Origin of the sequence: Streptomyces sp. NPDC049887 (assembly GCF_040656535.1) — a bacterium.
GTDB lineage: Bacteria > Actinomycetota > Actinomycetes > Streptomycetales > Streptomycetaceae > Streptomyces.
Genome location: NZ_JBFAMM010000004.1, coordinates 193,558 through 212,101, shown reverse-complemented (window position 1 = coordinate 212,101; position 18,544 = coordinate 193,558). Strand labels below are relative to the sequence as shown.

14 protein-coding genes, 1 tRNA gene and 2 pseudogenes are annotated in these 18,544 nt (G+C 72.0%); 7 read left to right on the top strand and 10 right to left on the bottom strand.

What is annotated here, in order from left to right:
• The first annotated feature begins 34 nt into the window (after positions 1–34).
• The 3 genes from AB0J10_RS07020 (at position 35) to AB0J10_RS07010 (ending at position 4,255) form a co-directional block, all read left to right on the top strand.
• Positions 35–1,510 carry a PP2C family serine/threonine-protein phosphatase gene (locus AB0J10_RS07020; protein ID WP_363058625.1) on the top strand — a complete coding sequence of 492 codons (1,476 nt, stop codon included), beginning with the start codon at positions 35–37 and terminating at the stop codon, positions 1,508–1,510.
• An 88-nt stretch (positions 1,511–1,598) separates the two neighbouring features.
• Positions 1,599–2,957, top strand: a complete 1,359-nt coding sequence (locus AB0J10_RS07015; protein ID WP_363058623.1) for a VWA domain-containing protein — start codon at positions 1,599–1,601, stop codon at positions 2,955–2,957.
• A gap of 101 nt (positions 2,958–3,058) precedes the next feature.
• On the top strand, positions 3,059–4,255 hold the full coding sequence (locus AB0J10_RS07010) for an FHA domain-containing protein (protein WP_363058621.1): 1,197 nt from the start codon (positions 3,059–3,061) through the stop codon (positions 4,253–4,255).
• 6 nt (positions 4,256–4,261) lie between these two features.
• On the opposite strand, the gene AB0J10_RS07005 is transcribed toward AB0J10_RS07010, so the two are convergent.
• Positions 4,262–5,281: a methyltransferase domain-containing protein gene (locus AB0J10_RS07005; RefSeq protein WP_363058619.1), complete on the bottom strand. Its 1,020-nt coding sequence runs from the start codon at positions 5,279–5,281 to the stop codon at positions 4,262–4,264.
• 128 nt (positions 5,282–5,409) lie between these two features.
• On the opposite strand from AB0J10_RS07005, the gene AB0J10_RS07000 reads away from it, so the two are divergent.
• Positions 5,410–5,814 carry a globin gene (locus AB0J10_RS07000; RefSeq protein WP_363058617.1) on the top strand — a complete coding sequence of 135 codons (405 nt, stop codon included), beginning with the start codon at positions 5,410–5,412 and terminating at the stop codon, positions 5,812–5,814.
• 259 nt (positions 5,815–6,073) lie between these two features.
• On the opposite strand, the gene AB0J10_RS06995 is transcribed toward AB0J10_RS07000, so the two are convergent.
• The 8 genes and pseudogenes from AB0J10_RS06995 to AB0J10_RS06960 all read right to left on the bottom strand — a co-directional run bounded on the left by AB0J10_RS06995 (position 6,074) and on the right by AB0J10_RS06960 (position 16,401).
• A complete protein-coding gene (locus AB0J10_RS06995) occupies positions 6,074–6,742 on the bottom strand; it encodes a hypothetical protein (protein WP_363058615.1) in 669 nt (222 codons plus the stop codon).
• Entirely contained in the window at positions 6,739–7,170 is a 432-nt protein-coding gene (locus tag AB0J10_RS06990) for a thioesterase family protein (RefSeq protein ID WP_269730338.1), read from the bottom strand. Before AB0J10_RS06990 ends, AB0J10_RS06995 begins: the two co-directional genes overlap by 4 nt.
• 12 nt (positions 7,171–7,182) lie before the next feature.
• The gene (gene ettA / locus AB0J10_RS06985) at positions 7,183–8,847 is read right to left on the bottom strand and encodes an energy-dependent translational throttle protein EttA (protein WP_283296733.1); all 1,665 of its coding nucleotides are present in this window, start codon (positions 8,845–8,847) and stop codon (positions 7,183–7,185) included.
• A 497-nt stretch (positions 8,848–9,344) separates the two neighbouring features.
• On the bottom strand, positions 9,345–9,734 hold the full coding sequence (locus AB0J10_RS06980) for a hypothetical protein (protein ID WP_363058612.1): 390 nt from the start codon (positions 9,732–9,734) through the stop codon (positions 9,345–9,347).
• Positions 9,735–10,085: 351 nt separating this feature from the next.
• A complete protein-coding gene (locus AB0J10_RS06975) occupies positions 10,086–11,486 on the bottom strand; it encodes a TQXA domain-containing protein (RefSeq protein ID WP_363058610.1) in 1,401 nt (466 codons plus the stop codon).
• A gap of 601 nt (positions 11,487–12,087) precedes the next feature.
• Positions 12,088–12,480 (bottom strand): annotated as a pseudogene (locus AB0J10_RS06970) (single-stranded DNA-binding protein); the annotation flags it as partial.
• Between the two features lie 316 nt (positions 12,481–12,796).
• Complete coding sequence (locus AB0J10_RS06965) at positions 12,797–14,785, bottom strand: GTPase (protein WP_363058608.1); 1,989 nt, start codon at positions 14,783–14,785, stop codon at positions 12,797–12,799.
• Positions 14,782–16,401, bottom strand: a complete 1,620-nt coding sequence (locus AB0J10_RS06960) for a dynamin family protein (RefSeq protein WP_363058606.1) — start codon at positions 16,399–16,401, stop codon at positions 14,782–14,784. The genes AB0J10_RS06965 and AB0J10_RS06960 overlap by 4 nt, the downstream gene beginning before the upstream one ends.
• A gap of 314 nt (positions 16,402–16,715) precedes the next feature.
• Here AB0J10_RS06960 and AB0J10_RS06955 point away from each other — a divergent pair.
• From AB0J10_RS06955 to AB0J10_RS06945, 3 genes and pseudogenes are all read left to right on the top strand, one after another.
• Positions 16,716–16,788 (top strand) — tRNA-Arg (locus AB0J10_RS06955).
• Positions 16,789–16,888: 100 nt separating this feature from the next.
• Positions 16,889–17,032 (top strand): annotated as a pseudogene (locus tag AB0J10_RS06950) (VapC toxin family PIN domain ribonuclease); the annotation flags it as partial.
• Positions 17,033–17,127: 95 nt separating this feature from the next.
• Complete coding sequence (locus AB0J10_RS06945; protein ID WP_363058604.1) at positions 17,128–17,556, top strand: VOC family protein; 429 nt, start codon at positions 17,128–17,130, stop codon at positions 17,554–17,556.
• Between the two features lie 395 nt (positions 17,557–17,951).
• Here AB0J10_RS06945 and AB0J10_RS06940 read toward each other — a convergent pair whose 3' ends face one another.
• Entirely contained in the window at positions 17,952–18,464 is a 513-nt protein-coding gene (locus tag AB0J10_RS06940; RefSeq protein ID WP_363058880.1) for a flavoprotein, read from the bottom strand.
• Positions 18,465–18,544 lie beyond the last annotated feature (80 nt).

The window sequence follows — 18,544 nt, the reverse complement described above, 5'->3', positions numbered from 1 at the left end:
GCGCGCCCGGCACATCAAGGCGAGGTGAGAGCGAATGACGCCGCAGATGCCCCAGCAGGCGGCCTGGTCGAGGTGCCCCGGATGCGAGGAACCCCTCGAATCCGGAGATCTGTTCTGCGGAGCGTGCGGGTACGACCTGTCGGCCGTACCCGAGCCACCGCGGAACGGCCAGACTGTCGCGACGGGTGCCCACGTGCACTGGCCCGAGGCTCCCGGGGCGGACGGCTCCGCCCTGCCGGGGTCGCTGCAGCGGCCCGGTGAGGTGCCGGGTACGGACTCCGGCGGCCGTGAACTGCCCGCGACGCCGGTCCGCTTCGACGGCCCGGACGGCGCAGCGGCACGTCCGGCTCCCCGGGAAGCCGGTACCGACGCGCGGTCCTGGCCGGCCGCGCCGAGCGGAGCGGCCTCCACCGCCTCCGGGGCGACCCCGGCCGACGGCCCGGCCGTCGCACCGCGCGGCTCCGGCCCCGGTTCCGACTCCGGCCCCGGCCCCGGCTCCGGCTCCGGCTCCGGGGACTTCGAGCTCGCCGCTCCCGACCCCCGCGCCGCCGGGCACTCCGGCGGGCACTCCGCCGCGCCCCCGTCCGGCGGGAAGCTCTGCGTCGCGTGCCGTGCGGGGCAGGTGGACCACGACGGCTACTGCGAGAACTGCGGGCACGCCCAGCCGCGCGAGCGCGACCACATGGAGCGGGAGCTGGGCGTGGTGGCCGCGGTCAGCGACCGGGGGCTGCGGCACCACCGCAACGAGGACTCGTTCGCGGTGTCGTCCACGGCCCTGCCCGACGGCTCCCCGGCCGTGATCGCGATCGTCTGCGACGGTGTGTCCTCGGCCACCCGGCCCGACGACGCGTCCGCGGCAGCGGCCAGTTCCGCCAACGAGCACCTTCTCGCCTCGCTGCCGCAGGGCACGCATCCGCAGCAGGCCATGCACGAGGCGATCCTGGCCGCCGCCTGCGCGGTCAACTCCCTGGCGGCGGAGCCCGGCGCGGCCATGGAGCACGACCGGCACCGCCACCAGAACGCTCCCGCGTGCACGCTGGTGGGCGCCGTCTCCGCCGGCGAACTGCTGGTGGTCGGCTGGGTCGGCGACAGCCGGGCGTACTGGGTCCCGGACGACCGCAGCGGCCCGCCCGCCCGGCTCACCGAAGACGACTCCTGGGCGGCCCAGATGGTCTCCGCCGGCCTGATGAGCGAGGCGGAGGCGTACGCGGACGAGCGCGCGCACGCGATCACCGGGTGGCTCGGCGCGGACGCCTACGAGCTGGAACCGCACACCGCCTCGTTCAAGCCGGACCGCCCCGGTGTGGTGGTGGTCTGCACGGACGGACTGTGGAACTACGCGGAGGCACCGGAGGAGATGGCACAGGTCCTGCCGCCCGACGCGGCGGGCCGTCCGCTCCACGGGGCGCAGGTGCTCGTCGGCCATGCGCTCGACGGCGGGGGCCACGACAACGTAACGGTGGCCGTGCTCCCGTTCGCCGTGCCGCGACAGGGGGCAGGATCGGCCTGAACAAGGCCGTGTCCCCTCGCCCCTGCGTCCGTTCGGCACCCTTTCGTCATGTCTGTCTGCCCAGCTGAGCCCCGAGGAGCCAGTTCAGATGGCCAATTTCTCCAAGTCGAACGTGCCGCGGTTCTCCGTCGAGGTGTACCAGAACGAGTTCCTGCCCGAGGGCGGGCGCGAGGTCAACGCGATCGTGACGGTCACCTCCACCGGCGGCGGCACGAGCGGCGGCTTTCCCGTCGCCGGAGCTTCCGCTTCCCCTTCGTCGATACCCGGGCGGCGGACGGAAGCCGCCGTGGTCGTGATGGTCGACTGCTCGGGATCCATGGACTATCCGCCCACGAAGATGCGCAACGCGCGCGACGCCACGGCCGCGGCGATCGACACCCTGCGCGACGGCACGGCCTTCGCCGTGGTCTCGGGCACGCACGTGGCCGCCGAGGTGTACCCGGGCGGCGGCAGGCTGGCGGCCGCCGACGCGACGACACGGGCCGAGGCCAAGGAGGCGCTGCGCAGGCTGAGCGCCGGCGGCGGTACCGCGATCGGTACCTGGCTGCGGCTGGCGGACCGACTGCTCGGCGACGCCGACGTGTCCATCCGGCACGGCATCCTGCTCACCGACGGGCGCAACGAGCACGAGGCGCCGGAGGAGCTGAGGGCCGCGCTGGACGCCTGCGCGGGCCGGTTCACCTGCGACGCGCGCGGCGTGGGCACGGACTGGGAGGTCAAGGAGGTCACCGGCATCGCCTCCGCACTGCTCGGCACGGCCGACATCGTCGCGGACCCGTCGGGACTCGCCGCCGACTTCACGCGGATGATGGAGAACGCGATGGGCAAGGAGGTCGCGGACGTGTCGCTGCGGCTCTGGACGCCCCTCGGCGCGGAGATCGCGTTCGTCAAGCAGGTGGCACCCACGGTCGAGGAACTGACCGGCCGGCGCACGGAGGCGGGGCCGCGCGCCGGGGACTATCCGACGGGTTCATGGGGCGACGAGTCCCGCGACTACCACGTGTGCGTGCGGGTGCCGGAGGCGGGCGTGGGCCGGGAGATGCTGGCTGCACGGGCCTCCCTGATCATTCCGGATCCGGCCGGCGGCACCCCGCGGCCCCTCGCCCAGGGGCTCGTACGGGCGGTGTGGACGGACGACATGGCGGCTTCGACATCCATCAACCCCCAGGTCGCGCACTACACCGGGCAGGCCGAACTGGCGCAGGTCATCCAACAGGGCCTGGACGCCCGCAAGTCGGGGGATCTCGACAACGCGACCGCGAAACTCGGCCGCGCCGTCATGCTGGCGGCGGCCTCCGGCAACGAGGACACCGCGAAGCTGCTGGCGAAGGTGGTGGACGTCGTCGACGCGGCGACGGGTACTGTGCGGCTGAAGGCAAGGGTCACGGAAGCGGACGAGATGACACTCGAAACGCGCTCTACGAAGACAGTTCGCGTGAAGAAGTAGACGCTCGGCGAACACGGACCAGCCGAAAGCGGTCGATAAACGACGAAGAGCACAAAGTGTCCGGCTCGCCGGCCGGACGGAGGAGAGGGGGAAGCGCCGACATGCCGACCTGCCCGAACGGACACCAGTCGGGTTCCGACGACTGGTGCGAGGTCTGCGGCCATCGCATGGCCGGGGCGGGGGCTCCGGCGGGCGCGGTTCCGCCGCCTCCCCCGCCGCCGGCTCCTTCGCCACCGCCCGCACCCGGCTACGGCTACCCGGGGCCGGGCGATCCGAACGCCACGGCCCAGGCGGAACTGTGCCCGCAGTGCCGTACGCCCCGCGAGCCGATGGCACCCTTCTGCGAGGAGTGCCGCTGGAACTTCCTCACCCACACGGCTACGTCGTACACCCCCGTGGCCCCGCCCCCCCGAGGGGCACCCGGCGGTCCGCCGCCCGGCCTGAACCTGCCGCCGGGCTTCCAGGCCCAGCAGCCTCCGCGCCCACCGGACCCATTCGACTACCAGGGCTCGCGGCCCTCGCAGATGAACCGGCCCGCCGAGCCGATCGGCGGCGAACCCCCGGCACCCCGGCCGCCGCAGGCCGGACCGCCGGCCCCGCCGCCGTTCCCCCAGCCGGGCACGTCCGGCTCCTCCGACGTCTCCGAGTCGCCCGGTCAGCACCGGCCCCCGGGTCCGCCCGAGTTCAGCAGGCCGGCGCCGCCGCCCCCGCAGCAGGGATTCCCGACCGGCCCGCCCGCGCCTCCCGGCTTCCCGCAGGCCGTCCCGGCCCCGCCGCAGCGGCCGCAGGGCGACGACGACTGGATGATCTCCCCGCCCTCGCAGCAGCACGCTCCGCCCCATCACGGACAACAGCACCCGGCGCCTCCACCGCAGCAGATTCCGTACGAGCCCGCGGGCTGGACCGCGGTCATCGCGCCCGACCGCGAGTACTTCATGGCGATGATGCAGCGCAGCGGCCCCGAAGCCGCCGGGCTGAACCTGCCCGCGTACTCACCGGAGCAGCAGCTCGCGCTCTCGGGCAACGAGGTGACCATCGGCCGCCGCCGGCACTCCACCGGCGAGTCGCCCGACATCGACCTCTCCGTGCCGCCGGAGGACCCGGGCGTCTCGCACCAGCACGCCGTGCTGGTGCAGCAGCCCGACGGCTCCTGGGCCGTCGTCGACCAGAACTCCACGAACGGGACGACGGTCAACGGCGCCGAGGACCCCATCCAGCCCTACGTCCCCGTCCCCCTGCGGGACGGCGACCGGGTGCACGTGGGCGCCTGGACGACGATCACCATCCGCCGGGGCTGACGGCGTTCACGACGGCGTCGACCGCTCGGTGCCGGGCGCGCCGAGGGTCCAGGCGTACGGACCCTCGGGGTCGTCCAGCCACGCCCACTGGCTGTCCCCGCTGACGGTGACCCCGAAGCGCTCCCGCTCCGGCCGGCCTTCGCGCCGCCAGAGCGAGAGCGCTTCGTGCGGATCCAGCACGCCCGCGGTCAGCGTGAGCAGGAAGCGGAACTGCTCGCTCTCCGCCACGCGCCTCGGCAGCCCGCCCACGTGCGGGACGGAGGTCCGCACCGGCCCGCCTCCGCGCAGCGGGACGAAGTACGCGGGCGTGTGCAGGAAGCGCCCCTCCGCGTGGCCCTGGTCGTGCACCCGCAGCACGACCAGCCCGTTGGCGAGCGGGGCGAGGAGCAGTCCACCCGGCACGGACTGCTCCAGCCAGGCCCGCGGCACCGATGGAAGGGCGCAGGTGGCGATGATGCGGTGGAACGGGGCACGCCCCGGGCAACCGCGCGCACCGTCTCCGGTGATCACGGCCGGATGGTGGCCGGCGGCCGCGAGGTGGCGACGCGCGGCCTCGGCGATCTCCGGGTCCAGGTCGACGGTCGTCACCAGCGGGTCCCCGAGCCGGTGCGTCAGCAGTGCCGCGTTGTAGCCGCTGCCCGCGCCGATCTCCAGCACGCGATGCCCGTCCTCCACCTCCAGCGCCTCCAGCATCCGCGCCATCAGGGACGGCTGGCTGCTGGAGGAGACGATTTCGCCGTCGCGGACGCGGGTGGCGAGCGGGCCGTCGGAGTACGCGCCCCTCAGCCAGCGCTCGCGGCGGTCCGCGTCGGGGTCGCCGGACCAGAGCCGTTCATACCCGGCGAGGGTCGGCACGTAGTAGTACGGCACGAACAGATGGCGCGGAACCTCCGCGAACGCCGCGCGCCAGGCCGGGTCCCGCAGCGCGCCGGCCGCGGCGATCCTCCGCACCAGCGCCGCGCGCACCTCGGCGGCGGGCCCGGCGTAGGGGTCCGGTACCGCGCGCGCGTCCTGGTCCGCACCCATGCCTCCACTGTCCTGCGGGCCGGTACGGGAGGCGAGCACCCCGGCCGGGGGCTTCCCGGCCGGAGTGCTCTTCGGGCCGGGGTCCTAGGGCCCGGGTCCTCGTCCGGTCCGTCTGAGAGCATGGAGCGGTGAACGAGATTCCGCGGGGCACGCTTCAGGAGCAGACCTTCTACGAGCAGGTGGGCGGTGAGGAGACCTTCCGCCGCCTCGTGCGGCGTTTCTACGAAGGCGTCGCCGAGGACCCCCTGCTGCGGCCCATGTACCCCGAGGAGGACCTGGGCCCGGCCGAGGAACGCCTCACGCTCTTCCTGATGCAGTACTGGGGCGGCCCCCGCACCTACAGCGACAACCGCGGCCACCCCCGCCTGCGCATGCGCCACGCCCCGTTCACCGTCGACAAGGCCGCGCACGACGCCTGGCTCAGGCACATGCGAGTCGCGGTCGACGAACTCGGCCTCGCCGAGGAGCACGAGCGGCAGCTCTGGAACTACCTCACGTACGCCGCCGCCTCGATGGTGAACACGGCGGGCTGACGCTCCGGCCGACCCCGGGCCTGCCGCACGCACCCACCGGTGGGTGCCGCGCGGTGACCGACCGGGGCGGATCAGGGCGGACCGGGGCGGACCGGGGCGGACCGGAGCAGGTCCCGAGGCGGGGACGAGGAGCGGGCCTGCAACCGGGCGAAACCCGGGTGGGGCCTTCCCCGGGGGGTCAACAGGCCGGGCCCCACCCTGTCTGCCTGCAGATCGAAGGCATATGGCCTCTCGGCCTTGGACGAGATCTACCTACGCATCAGGCGGGGGTGACGTTCAGCGCGCCGAGCCCCGCCCTGCGCACCGCGACGGAGCCGAACGGCGTGCGCAGCCGGAGCCAGCCGCCGGAGGCCAGGAGCGCGGCGCCCGGGACTCCCTCCGGGGTGGGGCGCAGAAAGCCCAGGGACTGGGCTGCGTGCACGGCCCGCAGTGGCAGGCCCGTCTCGTCGAGGGTCCGGGACCAGATCTCGCGGCCGATCCGGTCGCGCTCGGCGCGGGTGCGCCGCTCGGCGGGCAACGCCTCGTCCCGTGAACGGAATTCGGCGACCGCGGCGGCCACCGCGCCCCGCATCCGGTCGACTTCGGGCAACCCCGGAAGCTCCCGCCAACCTCCGCGGGGAGGCAGCAACCCGGCCCACGGCGGCCCCGTGACGGCGGACGGTACTGCGAGCGCCGAGCCCTCGACGGACTCCAGCAGTTCACCCGCGGACACGGTCGTGTCCAGCTCGACCGGTTCCGCCAGCCGCGCCGTCCGGACCGCGAGGACCTCGAACGACGGCGGCCTGCCGAACACGGCGAGCGCTCCCCCGCCGGCCTGCAGCCGCACGGCTGCGGCCCGGTCGTAGTGGATCAGCCGGCCGAGGAAGGCGGCGAGGTCCGCCGCCTCCCTGGCATCGGCCAGCCGCAGGGTCTGCACGGGAGCGGTCATGCCGCGAGCGCGTCCTTCACGCCTTCGTCCAGGTACTCCTGGAGGAAGGACTTCTCCTCGGCGGTGATACGGCGCGGACGCCCGGCCGCCAGGTCGTACGGGACGACGACGGTCGAGGCCCGGACGTACACCTGGTCCGGGTCCTTGATCTCGTAGGCGATCGTGAGCGACGCCGCGCCGACCTTCGTCACCCAGGACTCGACGGTCACCGGTTCGTGGCGGTGCACGAGCGGTCGTACGTAGTCGATCTCATGACGGGCCACGACGGACCCGCCGGAGAACGACGGGGAACCGTTCCCCGGTGCCAGCCGGAACATGAAGTCGATGCGGGCTTCCTCCAAGTAGCGGAGGAAGACCACGTTGTTGACGTGCCCGAAGGCGTCCATGTCCGACCAGCGCAGAGGACAGCTGTAGATGTGCCGAGCCACTTGCTGCCTGCCTCAGCCCCGGGTGAGCTTCTTGTAGGTGGCGCGGTGCGGGCGAGCCGCGTCCGGGCCGAGTCGCTCGATCTTGTTCTTCTCGTAGGACTCGAAGTTGCCCTCGAACCAGAACCACTTCGAGTCGCCCTCGTACGCCAGGATGTGCGTGGCGACCCGGTCGAGGAACCAGCGGTCGTGGGAGACGACCACGGCGCAGCCCGGAAAGTCGAGCAGGGCGTTCTCCAGCGAGGAGAGCGTCTCGACGTCGAGGTCGTTGGTCGGCTCGTCGAGGAGCAGCAGATTGCCGCCCTGCTTCAGGGTGAGCGCCAGGTTGAGGCGGTTGCGCTCACCGCCGGAGAGCACCCCGGCAGGCTTCTGCTGGTCAGGGCCCTTGAAGCCGAACGCCGAGACGTAGGCACGTGAGGGCATCTCGACCTGGCCGACGTTGATGTAGTCCAGCTCGTCGGAGACGACCGCCCACAGCGTCTTCTTGGGGTCGATGTTCTCGCGGCTCTGGTCGACATAGCTGATCTTGACGGTGTCGCCGACCTTGATCTGGCCGGAGTCCGGCTTCTCCAGGCCCTGGAGCATCTTGAACAGCGTGGTCTTGCCGGCGCCGTTCGGGCCGATGACACCGACGATGCCGTTGCGCGGCAGGGTGAAGCTCAGGTCGTCGATGAGGACCTTCTCGCCGAACGCCTTGCTGAGGTTCTCGACCTCGACGACGACGTTGCCCAGGCGCGGGCCCGGCGGGATCTGGATCTCCTCGAAGTCGAGCTTCCGGGTCTTCTCCGCCTCGGCGGCCATCTCCTCGTAGCGGGCGAGTCGCGCCTTGGACTTGGCCTGGCGGCCCTTGGCGTTGGAGCGGACCCACTCCAGCTCTTCCTTGAGGCGCTTCTGGCGCTTGGCGTCCTTCTGGCCCTCGACCTTGAGACGCGCGGACTTGTTCTCCAGGTACGTGGAGTAGTTGCCCTCGTACGGGTGGGCACGGCCGCGGTCCAGCTCGAGGATCCACTGGGCCACGTTGTCCAGGAAGTACCGGTCGTGGGTGATGGCGACGACGGTGCCGGCGTACTTGGCGAGGTGCTGCTCCAGCCACTGGACGGACTCGGCGTCCAGGTGGTTGGTGGGCTCGTCGAGAAGCAGCAGGTCGGGAGACTCGAGCAGCAGCTTGCAGAGTGCGACGCGGCGCTTCTCGCCACCGGAGAGGTTGGTGACCGGCCAGTCGCCGGGCGGGCAGCCCAGCGCGTCCATGGCCTGCTCGAGCTGCGCGTCGAGGTCCCAGGCGTTGGCGTGGTCCAGGTCCTCCTGGAGCTTGCCCATCTCCTCCATCAACGCGTCGGAGTAGTCGGTGGCCATCAGCTCGGCGATCTCGTTGAACCGGTCGAGCTTGCCCTTGACCTCCGCGACACCGTCCTGGACGTTCTCCAGGACCGTCTTGCTCTCGTCGAGCGGGGGCTCCTGCAGCAGGATGCCGACGCTGTAACCGGGCGAGAGGAAGGCGTCACCGTTGGAGGGCTGCTCAAGACCGGCCATGATCTTCAGCACGGTCGACTTACCGGCGCCGTTCGGGCCGACCACACCGATCTTCGCACCGGGCAGGAAGCTCAGCGTGACGTCGTCAAGGATCACCTTGTCGCCGTGCGCCTTGCGCGTCTTGCGCATGGTGTAGATGTACTCAGCCAAGAGAAACCGTCCGGCAATCAGTGAGTGGGCAGATACACCCCATCTTGCCTGACCGCCACCCCGGGAACGAAACCCGTCTGGCCAAGGGCCTCTGACCTGCGCCTTCACGAGGCAAACCAGTAGCTGATCCGTCACCGCCGGTCGTCATCGGTCGGCGTTGATCCGCTTCGCACGGCCCACGGACGGCCCACGGACGGCCCCGCAGGGCGAGCCGACCGGCGACTCCTCGGTCTCTCGGACGGGCGGGAGCGTCCGGCGCCCCCTGGCTCGTGACTCCCTTGTACCCGGCACGCGGCAGGACGCCTTCACGATGCGCCTTGACGGCGAACGCACCGCTCCCCATGAGCAAGGTCTGCACCGACTCCACACGGCCCCACCTCGCGCCTCCGGCCCCAGGAGTGACCCCGACGTCGTCACGACGGTCGGAAGGAGCGGCTTTGGTCGGGAGCTGCCATGGGGTGAGAGACGGCCCTGGCTGTCGAGGTGTCAGTGGGCGGTCAGGCGTCAGGGTCGACTTCGGGGTGCGTGAACCGCACGGGCTTGCCCAGCGACCGGGCGTAAACGATTTCGGCTCGGGTGCTGTCTCCGATGTAGTCGCCGACCACGAGCACCTCATCAGCGAGCCGGATCTTCGCCCGGTGCAGATCGTCGAGTCGAACCTTCAGGGCCTCGGCCTGGACAGGATCGGACCAAAGCTCGTGCGGCGACTTCATGTCACAGCCCGGTTTGACGACAATCCTTCCGGCTTCGGTCTCCCGCAGATCGGCCTCGTTCATCGCGGTCATGAAGCGGGTGGAACCGCAGACCACGACGATAGGCGGGAGGCTCGACAGCTTCTTCGCGTCGGCGAGTTTCTCCTCGGGTGTGAGCAGTTGCGGGTGTGACACTGGTTTCTCCTGGTGGTGTGGCGCGGCTGAGCCCGGTCAGGTGATCCAGGCACTCCCGGCCCGTCGCCTCGTTGGCGAAGCCCCGGTTGACTACGGCCGCCGGTTCGCGGCTGGCCATGAGCTGGGAGGCAGGGGTTGCCGATCGCCCTTGAGCGCCCACTCGCCGTGGTTCACGGCCTGCTCCATGCGCCTTGCGTGGCTGCGACCACACCGAGCGTGGTCCGCGCCTCCGCCATGCGCATCGGTGACCGCTCGGATCACCTCGTGGGCAAGGTTCTCGGCGAAGCGGTCCTCCCCGCCCGAACCGCCGGTGTCCTCGGGGCTTTCCGCCGGACGCGTGCCGCCGGACGCTCAGTCCTCCGTGGAGGGCGCCTTCTTCCTGCGTACGAAGAGGACAGCGGCGCCGCCGACGACCACGAGCCCGATGGCCACGCCCGCGATGATCGGGGTGGCGCCGGAGGCGCCGGTCGCCGCCAGGTTCTCGTCGAGGGCAGTACCGCCGGCCGAGGCCGCGCTGGGCTGAGGCTCCGGCTCGTCCGTCACCGGACCGACACTGCCGGTGGTCCTGCAGTCCAGCACGCCCTTGAAGCTCTTCGAGAAGCCGCCCGGCCCCGTGATCGTGAAGTCGTAGGCCTGGTCCTCGGGGACGGGGACGGTCACGGTGCGGGACTCGCCGGGGGCTATCGCGTGCTTGAGCCCCTGCAGCTCGAAGGTGAACTTCGCGTCGCCCCTGTTGGTGGCGGTGATGTCGATACCGCCCCCGGCGCAGTTCTTCTTCGCGGTGAGCGCGGGTATCGGGCCCTTTGTGGCCCAGGTGGCGGTGGCCGTGGCGGAGACGGTGGAACGGCTGGAGCCGGCCAAAATCTGCGTCTGGCTCTTGGTCACCCCGGAGAACGCCCGCCCCACCGGCACATTGGTGGTGGCCTGCAGGCTCAGAGCGGCCGTGCCGTCGGTGGCACCTGCGGGCACGTCGAAGTACAGCCTGCTGCCGTCGGCCGCGGTCGTGACGGGCTTGCCGGCTTCATCCGTCACGATGACGCCGCTGGCCGCGGAGTCCAAGGGCGGTGTCACGGTCACGCCGTCGGCGTCGGTGCGGACCGTGACGGGTCCGAGCCGGCCGCCTGCCTTCCCCGAGACCGCGTTCGGCTCCAGGCTCAGCGAGGCACGGGGCTCCTCGACGCTCTTGGCCTTCTTCTCAAGCCAGTCGGCGAGTTCTTCCGCCGCGGGGTCGAGCGCCTCGACCTCGGCGCCATCGGAGTACCGCCAGATCGCGACCTGTGTGCCGGCTGCCGCGGTCCGCTCGGTGAGCGGCCCCGTGCCCGCCCGTTCGGCCAGTGCCGTGAGGTCGTCGACCTGCGGATAGGAATGCTGCAGGATCCACCGGATCTTCCCGGCGCCGCTGTTGGCGCCGAGCGAGGTCTGGTCCCAGGGGGTCTCCAGGTACTTCGCCTGCTCCTGCGTCGGGTTGTGTATGTCGATGCAGTAGGTCTTGAGTCTGCCCCCACCGTCGACGGTCATCTCGAACAGCCCTGCGGGCAGTTCGTGGCGCTGTCCGCCGTCGTGCAGGACGGCTCGGTCGAAGGTGGTCAGGCCGTCGAGCGTCGCGGACACACCACCCTGGTGCTGCGGGATGTCCTCGGCCGCGACCGGTCCGGCGGAGGCCAAGGATCCCGCCGCGAAGAGACCCGCTACCAGGGCCGTCACGGCGAGCCGGGCGGCGCCCCGCCCGCGTACAGAGAGCGCAGTAAACACAGAATTCCCCTTCGGGCGAGGCCCTTTCGCGTGGGGTGCGTGGGGGGATTGCCTCGCCGGCAGACTCAAGTGCCCCGTGAGTACTGAGGATCCTAAGGACGTGGTGCGACCCGATCCCCCGTCATACCGTCAGACAACCATTCCGAATCAGAATCGTTATCGCCTGCGACGCATCCCCGTCCAGCTGTCGGCAGATCTCCACAGCGCCCGCTCGGGGTGGTCAGGGGACACCGGCCGCAGCCGAGCCGCGGGCTCCGGGCGTGGTTCCCGGAACACACGCCGGGGCGGGAGGAGCTGATGCAGGAAGGCTCCCGGCCGCCTCGGCACTCCGCATGCCCCCGGTCACCGTCGCCGTCGCCGAAGCGGCACGGGACCGGCCGCGAGCCCGGCCCGAGCCGGGCATGCCCGAGCAGAACGGGTCCGCCTCGGTCGCCTCACCCGGGCCCGGCGTCGGCGGAGTCGTCGCCGCCGACGGGACGGCCGAGGCGCGCTGGGCGCCCACGGCCGGGGCCACCGAGGGCCCGGGCCAGACCGAGTTGACCGGTGGCGTCGGAGGCAGTGGCCCTGACGGCATGGCAGGCTGCGGACCCGTGCCGCCCGCCACTGCCGAAGGACGGCTCGTCAGATCGCCGTCCGTTCTCGTCACCCGGCGGAAAGCCGACGTCCCTCGCGTCAGGTCGTGCCCGGCCGCCACGGCGTCGACGTCGACCGACGTCCTGACCTTGCCCTCCCACTCCTCCTCGCGCACCCTCAGACGCCCGTGCACGACGAGAGGTTCGCCCACCGCCACCGACGCCGCGAGATTGGCCGCCAGCGCACGCCAGGCCCACACCGTGTAGAAACTGGTGGGTCCGTCGGTCCAGCCGTCCCGCTGACGGTCCCACCGCCGGGAGGGCACGGCGAACCGGAAGCGAGACCTGCCCCCGGCCGCCGACTCCCGGTAGTCCACGGCCGTCGCGACATTGCCCACCAGCGTCACCATCACGTCACTCATGACGATCCCCCTGCCTCGTTGTCCGATCCGGAGTCGGCGCCGTCGCCCCGACGGGTCCATGCTGCTCGGCCGGGCGCATTCCCGCTGACGCCTGTGGACACGGACCCGACTGTGGAAAACCCCGCCGCCCTCCCGGGTGACGGGGCACTCCTGAACGGCGGTCCTACAGCGCTCCCCGGCTGCCCCGACCGTCTCCCGGTCGATCCGGAAGCGCTTCCGCCGGCCCGCGCGGACTGCCACCGGTACGCCACCCGGCGCGGCGGCGTCCGCCACCGCGCTGCGGCCGCCCTCCTCGCGCGACGGCCCGGGCTCCCGCTCAGCGTCTGAACGACACCGCCCCGTACTGCTCCCGCACCTCCCGGTAGCGAAGCAGTTCCGCCGCGATCGGATCGAGCACCTTCGCCCTGCCGCAGGCCGCCGCCGCCTCCCGCAAGCGCCGTTCCGCGTCCTGTCCGTACCGTCTCGCGGGCCCCTTCGCGGCCGCCGCGCACGCCCACTCCACGAGCGGCCCGCCGATGATCCCGGCGAGCATCACCAGCACCGGCGGAAGCAGCCCCGGCTCCAGTACCCCGATGATCTGGCCTACCAGCCACAGCCCGCCGAAGATCTGCAGCAGCGTCATGCACACCTGGACGAGCACCGCCGCGGGCCACCACGCCGGACGCGGCAGACGGCCGCTGGGCGTGCCCAGTTCGGCGGCCAGGTCGTCGAGTTCCTCAGGAAGCCCCTCCGCACCGCGCACCGCCGCCTCGCGCACCGCCTGCGCCCACGGGGCCGGCAGTCCGTGGGCAGCGTCGTCGGCCACCGTCCGTACCGCCTGCTCGACGCGCTGACGGGCGGTGAGTTCCTCCTCCGCGGGCTGCTTGGGCTGGGGCATCCCCCCGCCGGGCATACGGACGCGTTCGTACCAGCGCCACAGCCTCAGCCACGGCGTCCCGCAGGCCCTCCCGGCGTTCCTGCGCCACCGGCGTTCGGCCTCCTCGCCGACGGCGGAGGCGCCGACCGCGTTCGCCAACCGGGCCGTGAAGTCGTCCCGGGCCCGCTCACTGAGACCCGGCCGTCCGTCGGCGACGTACATGGACCGCAGCCGACCGGCCGCCGCGTCGATGTCGGCGGAGACGCGGCGGGCCGCGGCGGACTTGTCCTGGACGAGTCGGCCGAGCAGTTCTCGCAGCTCACCGACGCCCTCACCGGTGAGAGCCGACAGCGCGAGGACGGTGGCGCCCGGCTCGCCGTGCTCACCGACCGCCATCCCGTCCTCGTCGAGCAGTCTGCGCAGGTCGTCCAGCACTTGGTCGGCGGCGTCGCCCGGCAGCCGATCGATCTGGTTGAGGACGACGAAGGTGATCTCGGCGTGCCCCGCGAGCGGCCGCAGATAGCGCTCGTGGAGCGCCGCGTCCGCGTACTTCTCCGGGTCGACGACCCAGATGACCGCGTCGACGAGCTTGAGGACCCGGTCCACCTGGTCCCGGTGCACCGTCATCGCCGAGTCGTGGTCGGGAAGGTCCACCAGGACGAGGCCCTGCAGCGCCTCGTCGCCGCTTCCGCCCGCGAGCGGCCTGCGACGCAGCCGGGGCGGGATGGCGAGCCGGTCGAGCAGCCCGGCGGCCCCCTCGGACCAGCTGAGCGAGATCGGTGCCGACGTCGTCGGCCGACGCAGTCCGGTCTCCGAAATCGGCACCCCGGCCAGGGCGTTGAAGAGGGTCGACTTACCGCTGCCGGTGGCGCCCGCGATGGCGACGACGGTGTGCCGCGCCGACAACTGCTGCCGCGCCGCCGCCTCGTCGAGCACGCGGCCCGCTTCTGCCAGGGCCTTGTCGTCGAGGCGGGTGCGGGAGAGCCCGACGAGTTCACGGAGCGCGTCCAGCCTGCCGCGCAGCGGGGCGGCGTACGGGCCACCGATGGGGACGTGCCCTTCGCCGCCGACCAGCGAGCCTTCGTCGCGCGCGAGATCGGACGGGTCGACGGCCCGGCGGGCGATCAGGCCGTCGTCCCACCGGTCTCCGTCGCCTTCCTCGGGGGCATCGGCCCCGCGGCCTTCCTCGTGCTTCCCCTCGGCGCCCGACGCGGGGTCCGTGGCGCCCCCGGCCCCGTCGCCCCGCGCCCGCTCACCGCCCCCGGGGGACGCGTGCCCGCCCTCGGGACGGGCCTCCCCGCCGAGGCCGCCGGGGCGCCCCGGCGCCGCGTTCCCGACCTCGGCATCACCCCCGGCCCCGGGCTCGTTCCGCGCTCCTGACGCGTTCCCGGTGCCGCCCGGCGAGCGGCGGTCCTCGGTCTCGCCAGTGACTGCCGTCACCGCGGTCACCTCTCCTTCTGCAGTACGGACAGCGCGGCGATCAGCTCGGCCTGCGGCTCCGGGCACAGTTCGAGGGAGTCGAGCGGCGCGAGGCGCCGGTCGCGCTCCTCGTTCATGACACGTTCGATGTACGTGGTGACCAGTTCCCCGCCCCTGTCGCGCAGCCTGAGCGCGCCCTGGGCGCCCATCCGCTCCGCCAGCAGCTCCCCGGCGGCCCTGGCCCGCCGGCCGCCGAGCAGCGCGGTGGAGAGCAGCGCGGCGACCGTCTCGGCGTCGGGTGCGGCGGAGCGTTCCATCGCGCGGACCTCCTCCTCGGCGAGCTCCTCGATGACGCGACGCCAGCGCCGCACGGCCATGCCGATGCGCTCGGGCGTCTCTCCGTCGGCCCGTGAGTGCCGGGCGAGCGCGGGGCCGGCCGGTTCGCGCCTCCATGCCTCCTGGAGCCGCTCGTCGGCGGCGGCGACCGCGCACTGCAGCAGGGCGGTCAGGCTCTCCGCCAGTGCGTCGAGGAGTTCGCAGGCCGAACTGTCGCGCGGCCAGCCCCGCCATCGGGTGCGCGCGTCACCCGCGAGAACGGATCCGCGCTGAACGTGCTTGCGCACCCGCTCGGTCTCGACGCCGTACGCCTCCTCGACCGCGGCGGAGAGACGCACGGCGGCCGCGTACTGGGCGGCCACGGCCCCCGCGAGCTCCGGCATCCGGGCGTTCAGCGAGTCGATGACCCCGGCGGCGGTTCGGACGACCGTCTGCTGGCGCGCGGCGGGATCCAGGGCCCGGTGCGCCAGCCAGTCGCGGAGCGCGGCGACGGCGGTGTCCGGAAGCAGCCCCCGGCCGCCACCGGTGGACTCGGGCAGCTCCGGGATCGTGAAGCGCGGTACGTGCCCGAGCCCGGCCTTGGTGAGCAGGGCCGCGTACTGCCGGGAAACCTCGTTGATCACCTGGTGCGGCACCCGGTCGAGCACCGTCACGAGCATGGCGTCGTACTCCTTGGCCGTGCGGAGCAGATGCCAGGGGACCGCGTCCGTGTACCGGGAGGCCGTGGTGACCATGATCCATACGTCCGCGGCACAGATCAGCTCGGACGCCATGATCCGGTTCTCGACGACGAGGGAGTCGATGTCGGGCGCGTCGAGCAGAGCCAGCCCCGGCGGCAGCGACGCCGCGGTCTCGATCCTCAGCGCCCTCTCCTCGGGCTTGGCCTTGGCCTTCGTCCTGCCGCGCACGGGTCCGGGCGGCTGGTCCGTCTCGTCCTGCTGCGGCAGCCATACGCGGGTGAAGTTGGGCAGTACGCGCATGTCGGCGAACCAGTGGCGATCGTCCGGGTGGCAGACGAGCACGGGCGTGCGCGTGGTCGGTCGCAGCACCCCCGCCTCGGTCACCCGCCGCCCGACGAGGGAGTTGACCAGGGTGGACTTGCCGGCTCCCGTCGAACCGCCGACGACCGCGAGCAGCGGCGCGTCGGGGTCCTTCAGCCGGGGCACCAGATAGTCGTCGAGCTGCGCGAGCAGCTCAGCTCTCGTCTGCCGCGCCCGCGGAGCACCTGGAAGGGGGAGTGGAAGACGCACGGCTGCGACTCGGTCGCGCAGGGCGGAGAGTGCGTCGATGAGCTGAGGCCGTACTTCCATGGTCACCACATGCGAAGAATGCCCAATTTTGGAGGTTTTTTGAAGCGTATGAGCCCCCCTGCGCGCCGATCAGGCCGACGGGACAGACGGGACGAGTGGGGCACAGGCATAACGAGTGCACAACACCCGAGGTGTGACGTGAAAAAAGCGCTGCGAGAATCGCATCTGCCTGCGATTATCGGTTCGCTTCACTGAACCTCCACATCGTGCCACGCAGGTGAAGCATCCGGGGCAGGGCGATCGGAGCCCTATCCTTGTCCCGGCAAGGTCACGGCCGACCCACCAGGGGCTCCAGGCCACCGAGGCCACATCGGGCCCCCGTAGCTCAGTGGATAGAGCAGGCGCCTTCTAAGCGCTTGGCCGCAGGTTCGAGTCCTGCCGGGGGCGCATATAGCCTCTCACCTGCGAAAACGCGTGAGGGGCTCTTTTGTGTCCGGATGCACACCGCTCCACGAGCAGGCGCCTTCACCTGTTCACGATCGCGGGCGCCTAGATGGCCATCGGCGCCGTCATCCTCGCGGAACTCTCCACTGGGCCCCACCAGGTGCGCGGCACCGGCGAGCAGTGCGACTACGACGAACACACCGAGCGGGCCCGCCGCATGGACGTTCTGCAGCGCGCCGAGAACGATTCGACCCCATCCCCACCCTGCTCGACCGGTAGCGCCGCGTCCACCCTGCCCTGCGCCGGCGCCTCGGTGCCGACACGCACCCGTACAGTGCCCGAATGACACCGATCAGGAAGTTCCAGGTCACCTTCGACTGCGCAGAGCCTGAGCGCCTCGCTCGCTTCTGGTGCGAGGTGTTGGGGTACGTCATACCTCCGCCACCGGAGGGGTTTGCCACTTGGGGCGATTTCCAGCGCTCTCAGCCACCTGAGCAGCGGGATTCCTGGTTCGCCTGCATTGATCCTTCAGGTGTGGGCCCGCGGCTGTTCTTCCAGCGCGTCCCCGAGGGGAAGGCGGCCAAGAACCGGGTGCATCTGGATGTGCGGGTCGGCACCGGACTCGTGGGCGAGGAGCGCCTCGCCGCGCTTGAGGCGGAATGCGCACGACTGGTCCCGCTCGGTGCGGTACACGTGCGAACGTTGTACGACGGCAATGATGCGTGCATCCCGATGCTGGACATCGAGGGCAACGAGTTCTGTATCGACTGAGAGGCCACCGACGTGTCTGCGCCCTGTCCCCATGAGTCAGGACGAAGGCACGAGGGGCGGTCGTCAGCCGAAGGTCCCCCGGCATTGAGACCGAGCGCTTTGGCTGCATTCGTTCGCATGTGACCAGCGAAGACGCAGGTGAGTACACCGCTCGGCCCTGACACTTCCAAGCGCTTGACCGCAGGTTCGAGTCCTGCCGGGGCGCACAGAGTGCACGGCCCGCAGGCCCTCCCTCCGGGAGGGCCTTCTTGCCGGCCAGGGGGACACCAGCGGGCCGGCGGTGGAGGACGGGTAGGCGCCGGAACGCCGGGGTGCGCTCCACTCCGGGATGTCTGCCGGGGGCGTTGTCGTTCCAGGGCGGCCCCACTTCGCGGCCCGAGCACACGGTCCGCGTTTCAGGGAGCAGTCTTCGGCGTGAGCAGATCGAGCGCCTCCTCCCAGCGGAACACGTCGGCACCGACGGTCTCCGGCTGGGCGGACGGTTCGTGGGAACCGATCAGCACGCCCATCCCCCGCAGCCGCTGCAGGCTCTGCCGGTAGGCGGGGTGGGCGGCCTGGGCCGCGTTCAGGCACGGCAGCACGGCGGTCGGGACGCCGGAGCCGCAGGCCTCGCACAGGATGCCCAGCGCCAGGGTGTCGGAGATTCCGGCGGCCCACTTGTTGATGGTGTTGAAGGTGGCCGGGGCAACCGCTATCGCGTCCGGGGGAGGCAGCGGGCGGGGGTCGCCGGGCCGCCGCCAGGCCGAGCGGATCGGGTGGCCGGTCAGGGTCTCGAGGGCGTTCCGGTCGATGAAGTCCAGGCTCTGGGGAGTGGCGACGACCCCGACGTCCCAGTCCCGCTCCTGTGCCGCCGTGATGAGTTTGCCGACGCCTCCCGCGATTCCCGCGGCGCAGACGACGACGTACAGGAACGGTTTTCCGCCCGGGCCGGGCTGCCCGGGGCCCGCGGGTCGCCGGGGGCTGCCGGCGGAGGTGGCCTGCACCGGTC

Coding starts and splice junctions, on each gene's coding strand:
- AB0J10_RS07020 (WP_363058625.1), top strand. CDS start 35: ATGACGCCGCAGATGCCCCAGCAGGCGGCCTGGTCGAGGTGCCCCGGA.
- AB0J10_RS07015 (WP_363058623.1), top strand. CDS start 1,599: ATGGCCAATTTCTCCAAGTCGAACGTGCCGCGGTTCTCCGTCGAGGTG.
- AB0J10_RS07010 (WP_363058621.1), top strand. CDS start 3,059: ATGCCGACCTGCCCGAACGGACACCAGTCGGGTTCCGACGACTGGTGC.
- AB0J10_RS07005 (WP_363058619.1), bottom strand. CDS start 5,281: ATGGGTGCGGACCAGGACGCGCGCGCGGTACCGGACCCCTACGCCGGG.
- AB0J10_RS06995 (WP_363058615.1), bottom strand. CDS start 6,742: ATGACCGCTCCCGTGCAGACCCTGCGGCTGGCCGATGCCAGGGAGGCG.
- AB0J10_RS06960 (WP_363058606.1), bottom strand. CDS start 16,401: ATGGAAGTACGGCCTCAGCTCATCGACGCACTCTCCGCCCTGCGCGAC.
- AB0J10_RS06945 (WP_363058604.1), top strand. CDS start 17,128: ATGACACCGATCAGGAAGTTCCAGGTCACCTTCGACTGCGCAGAGCCT.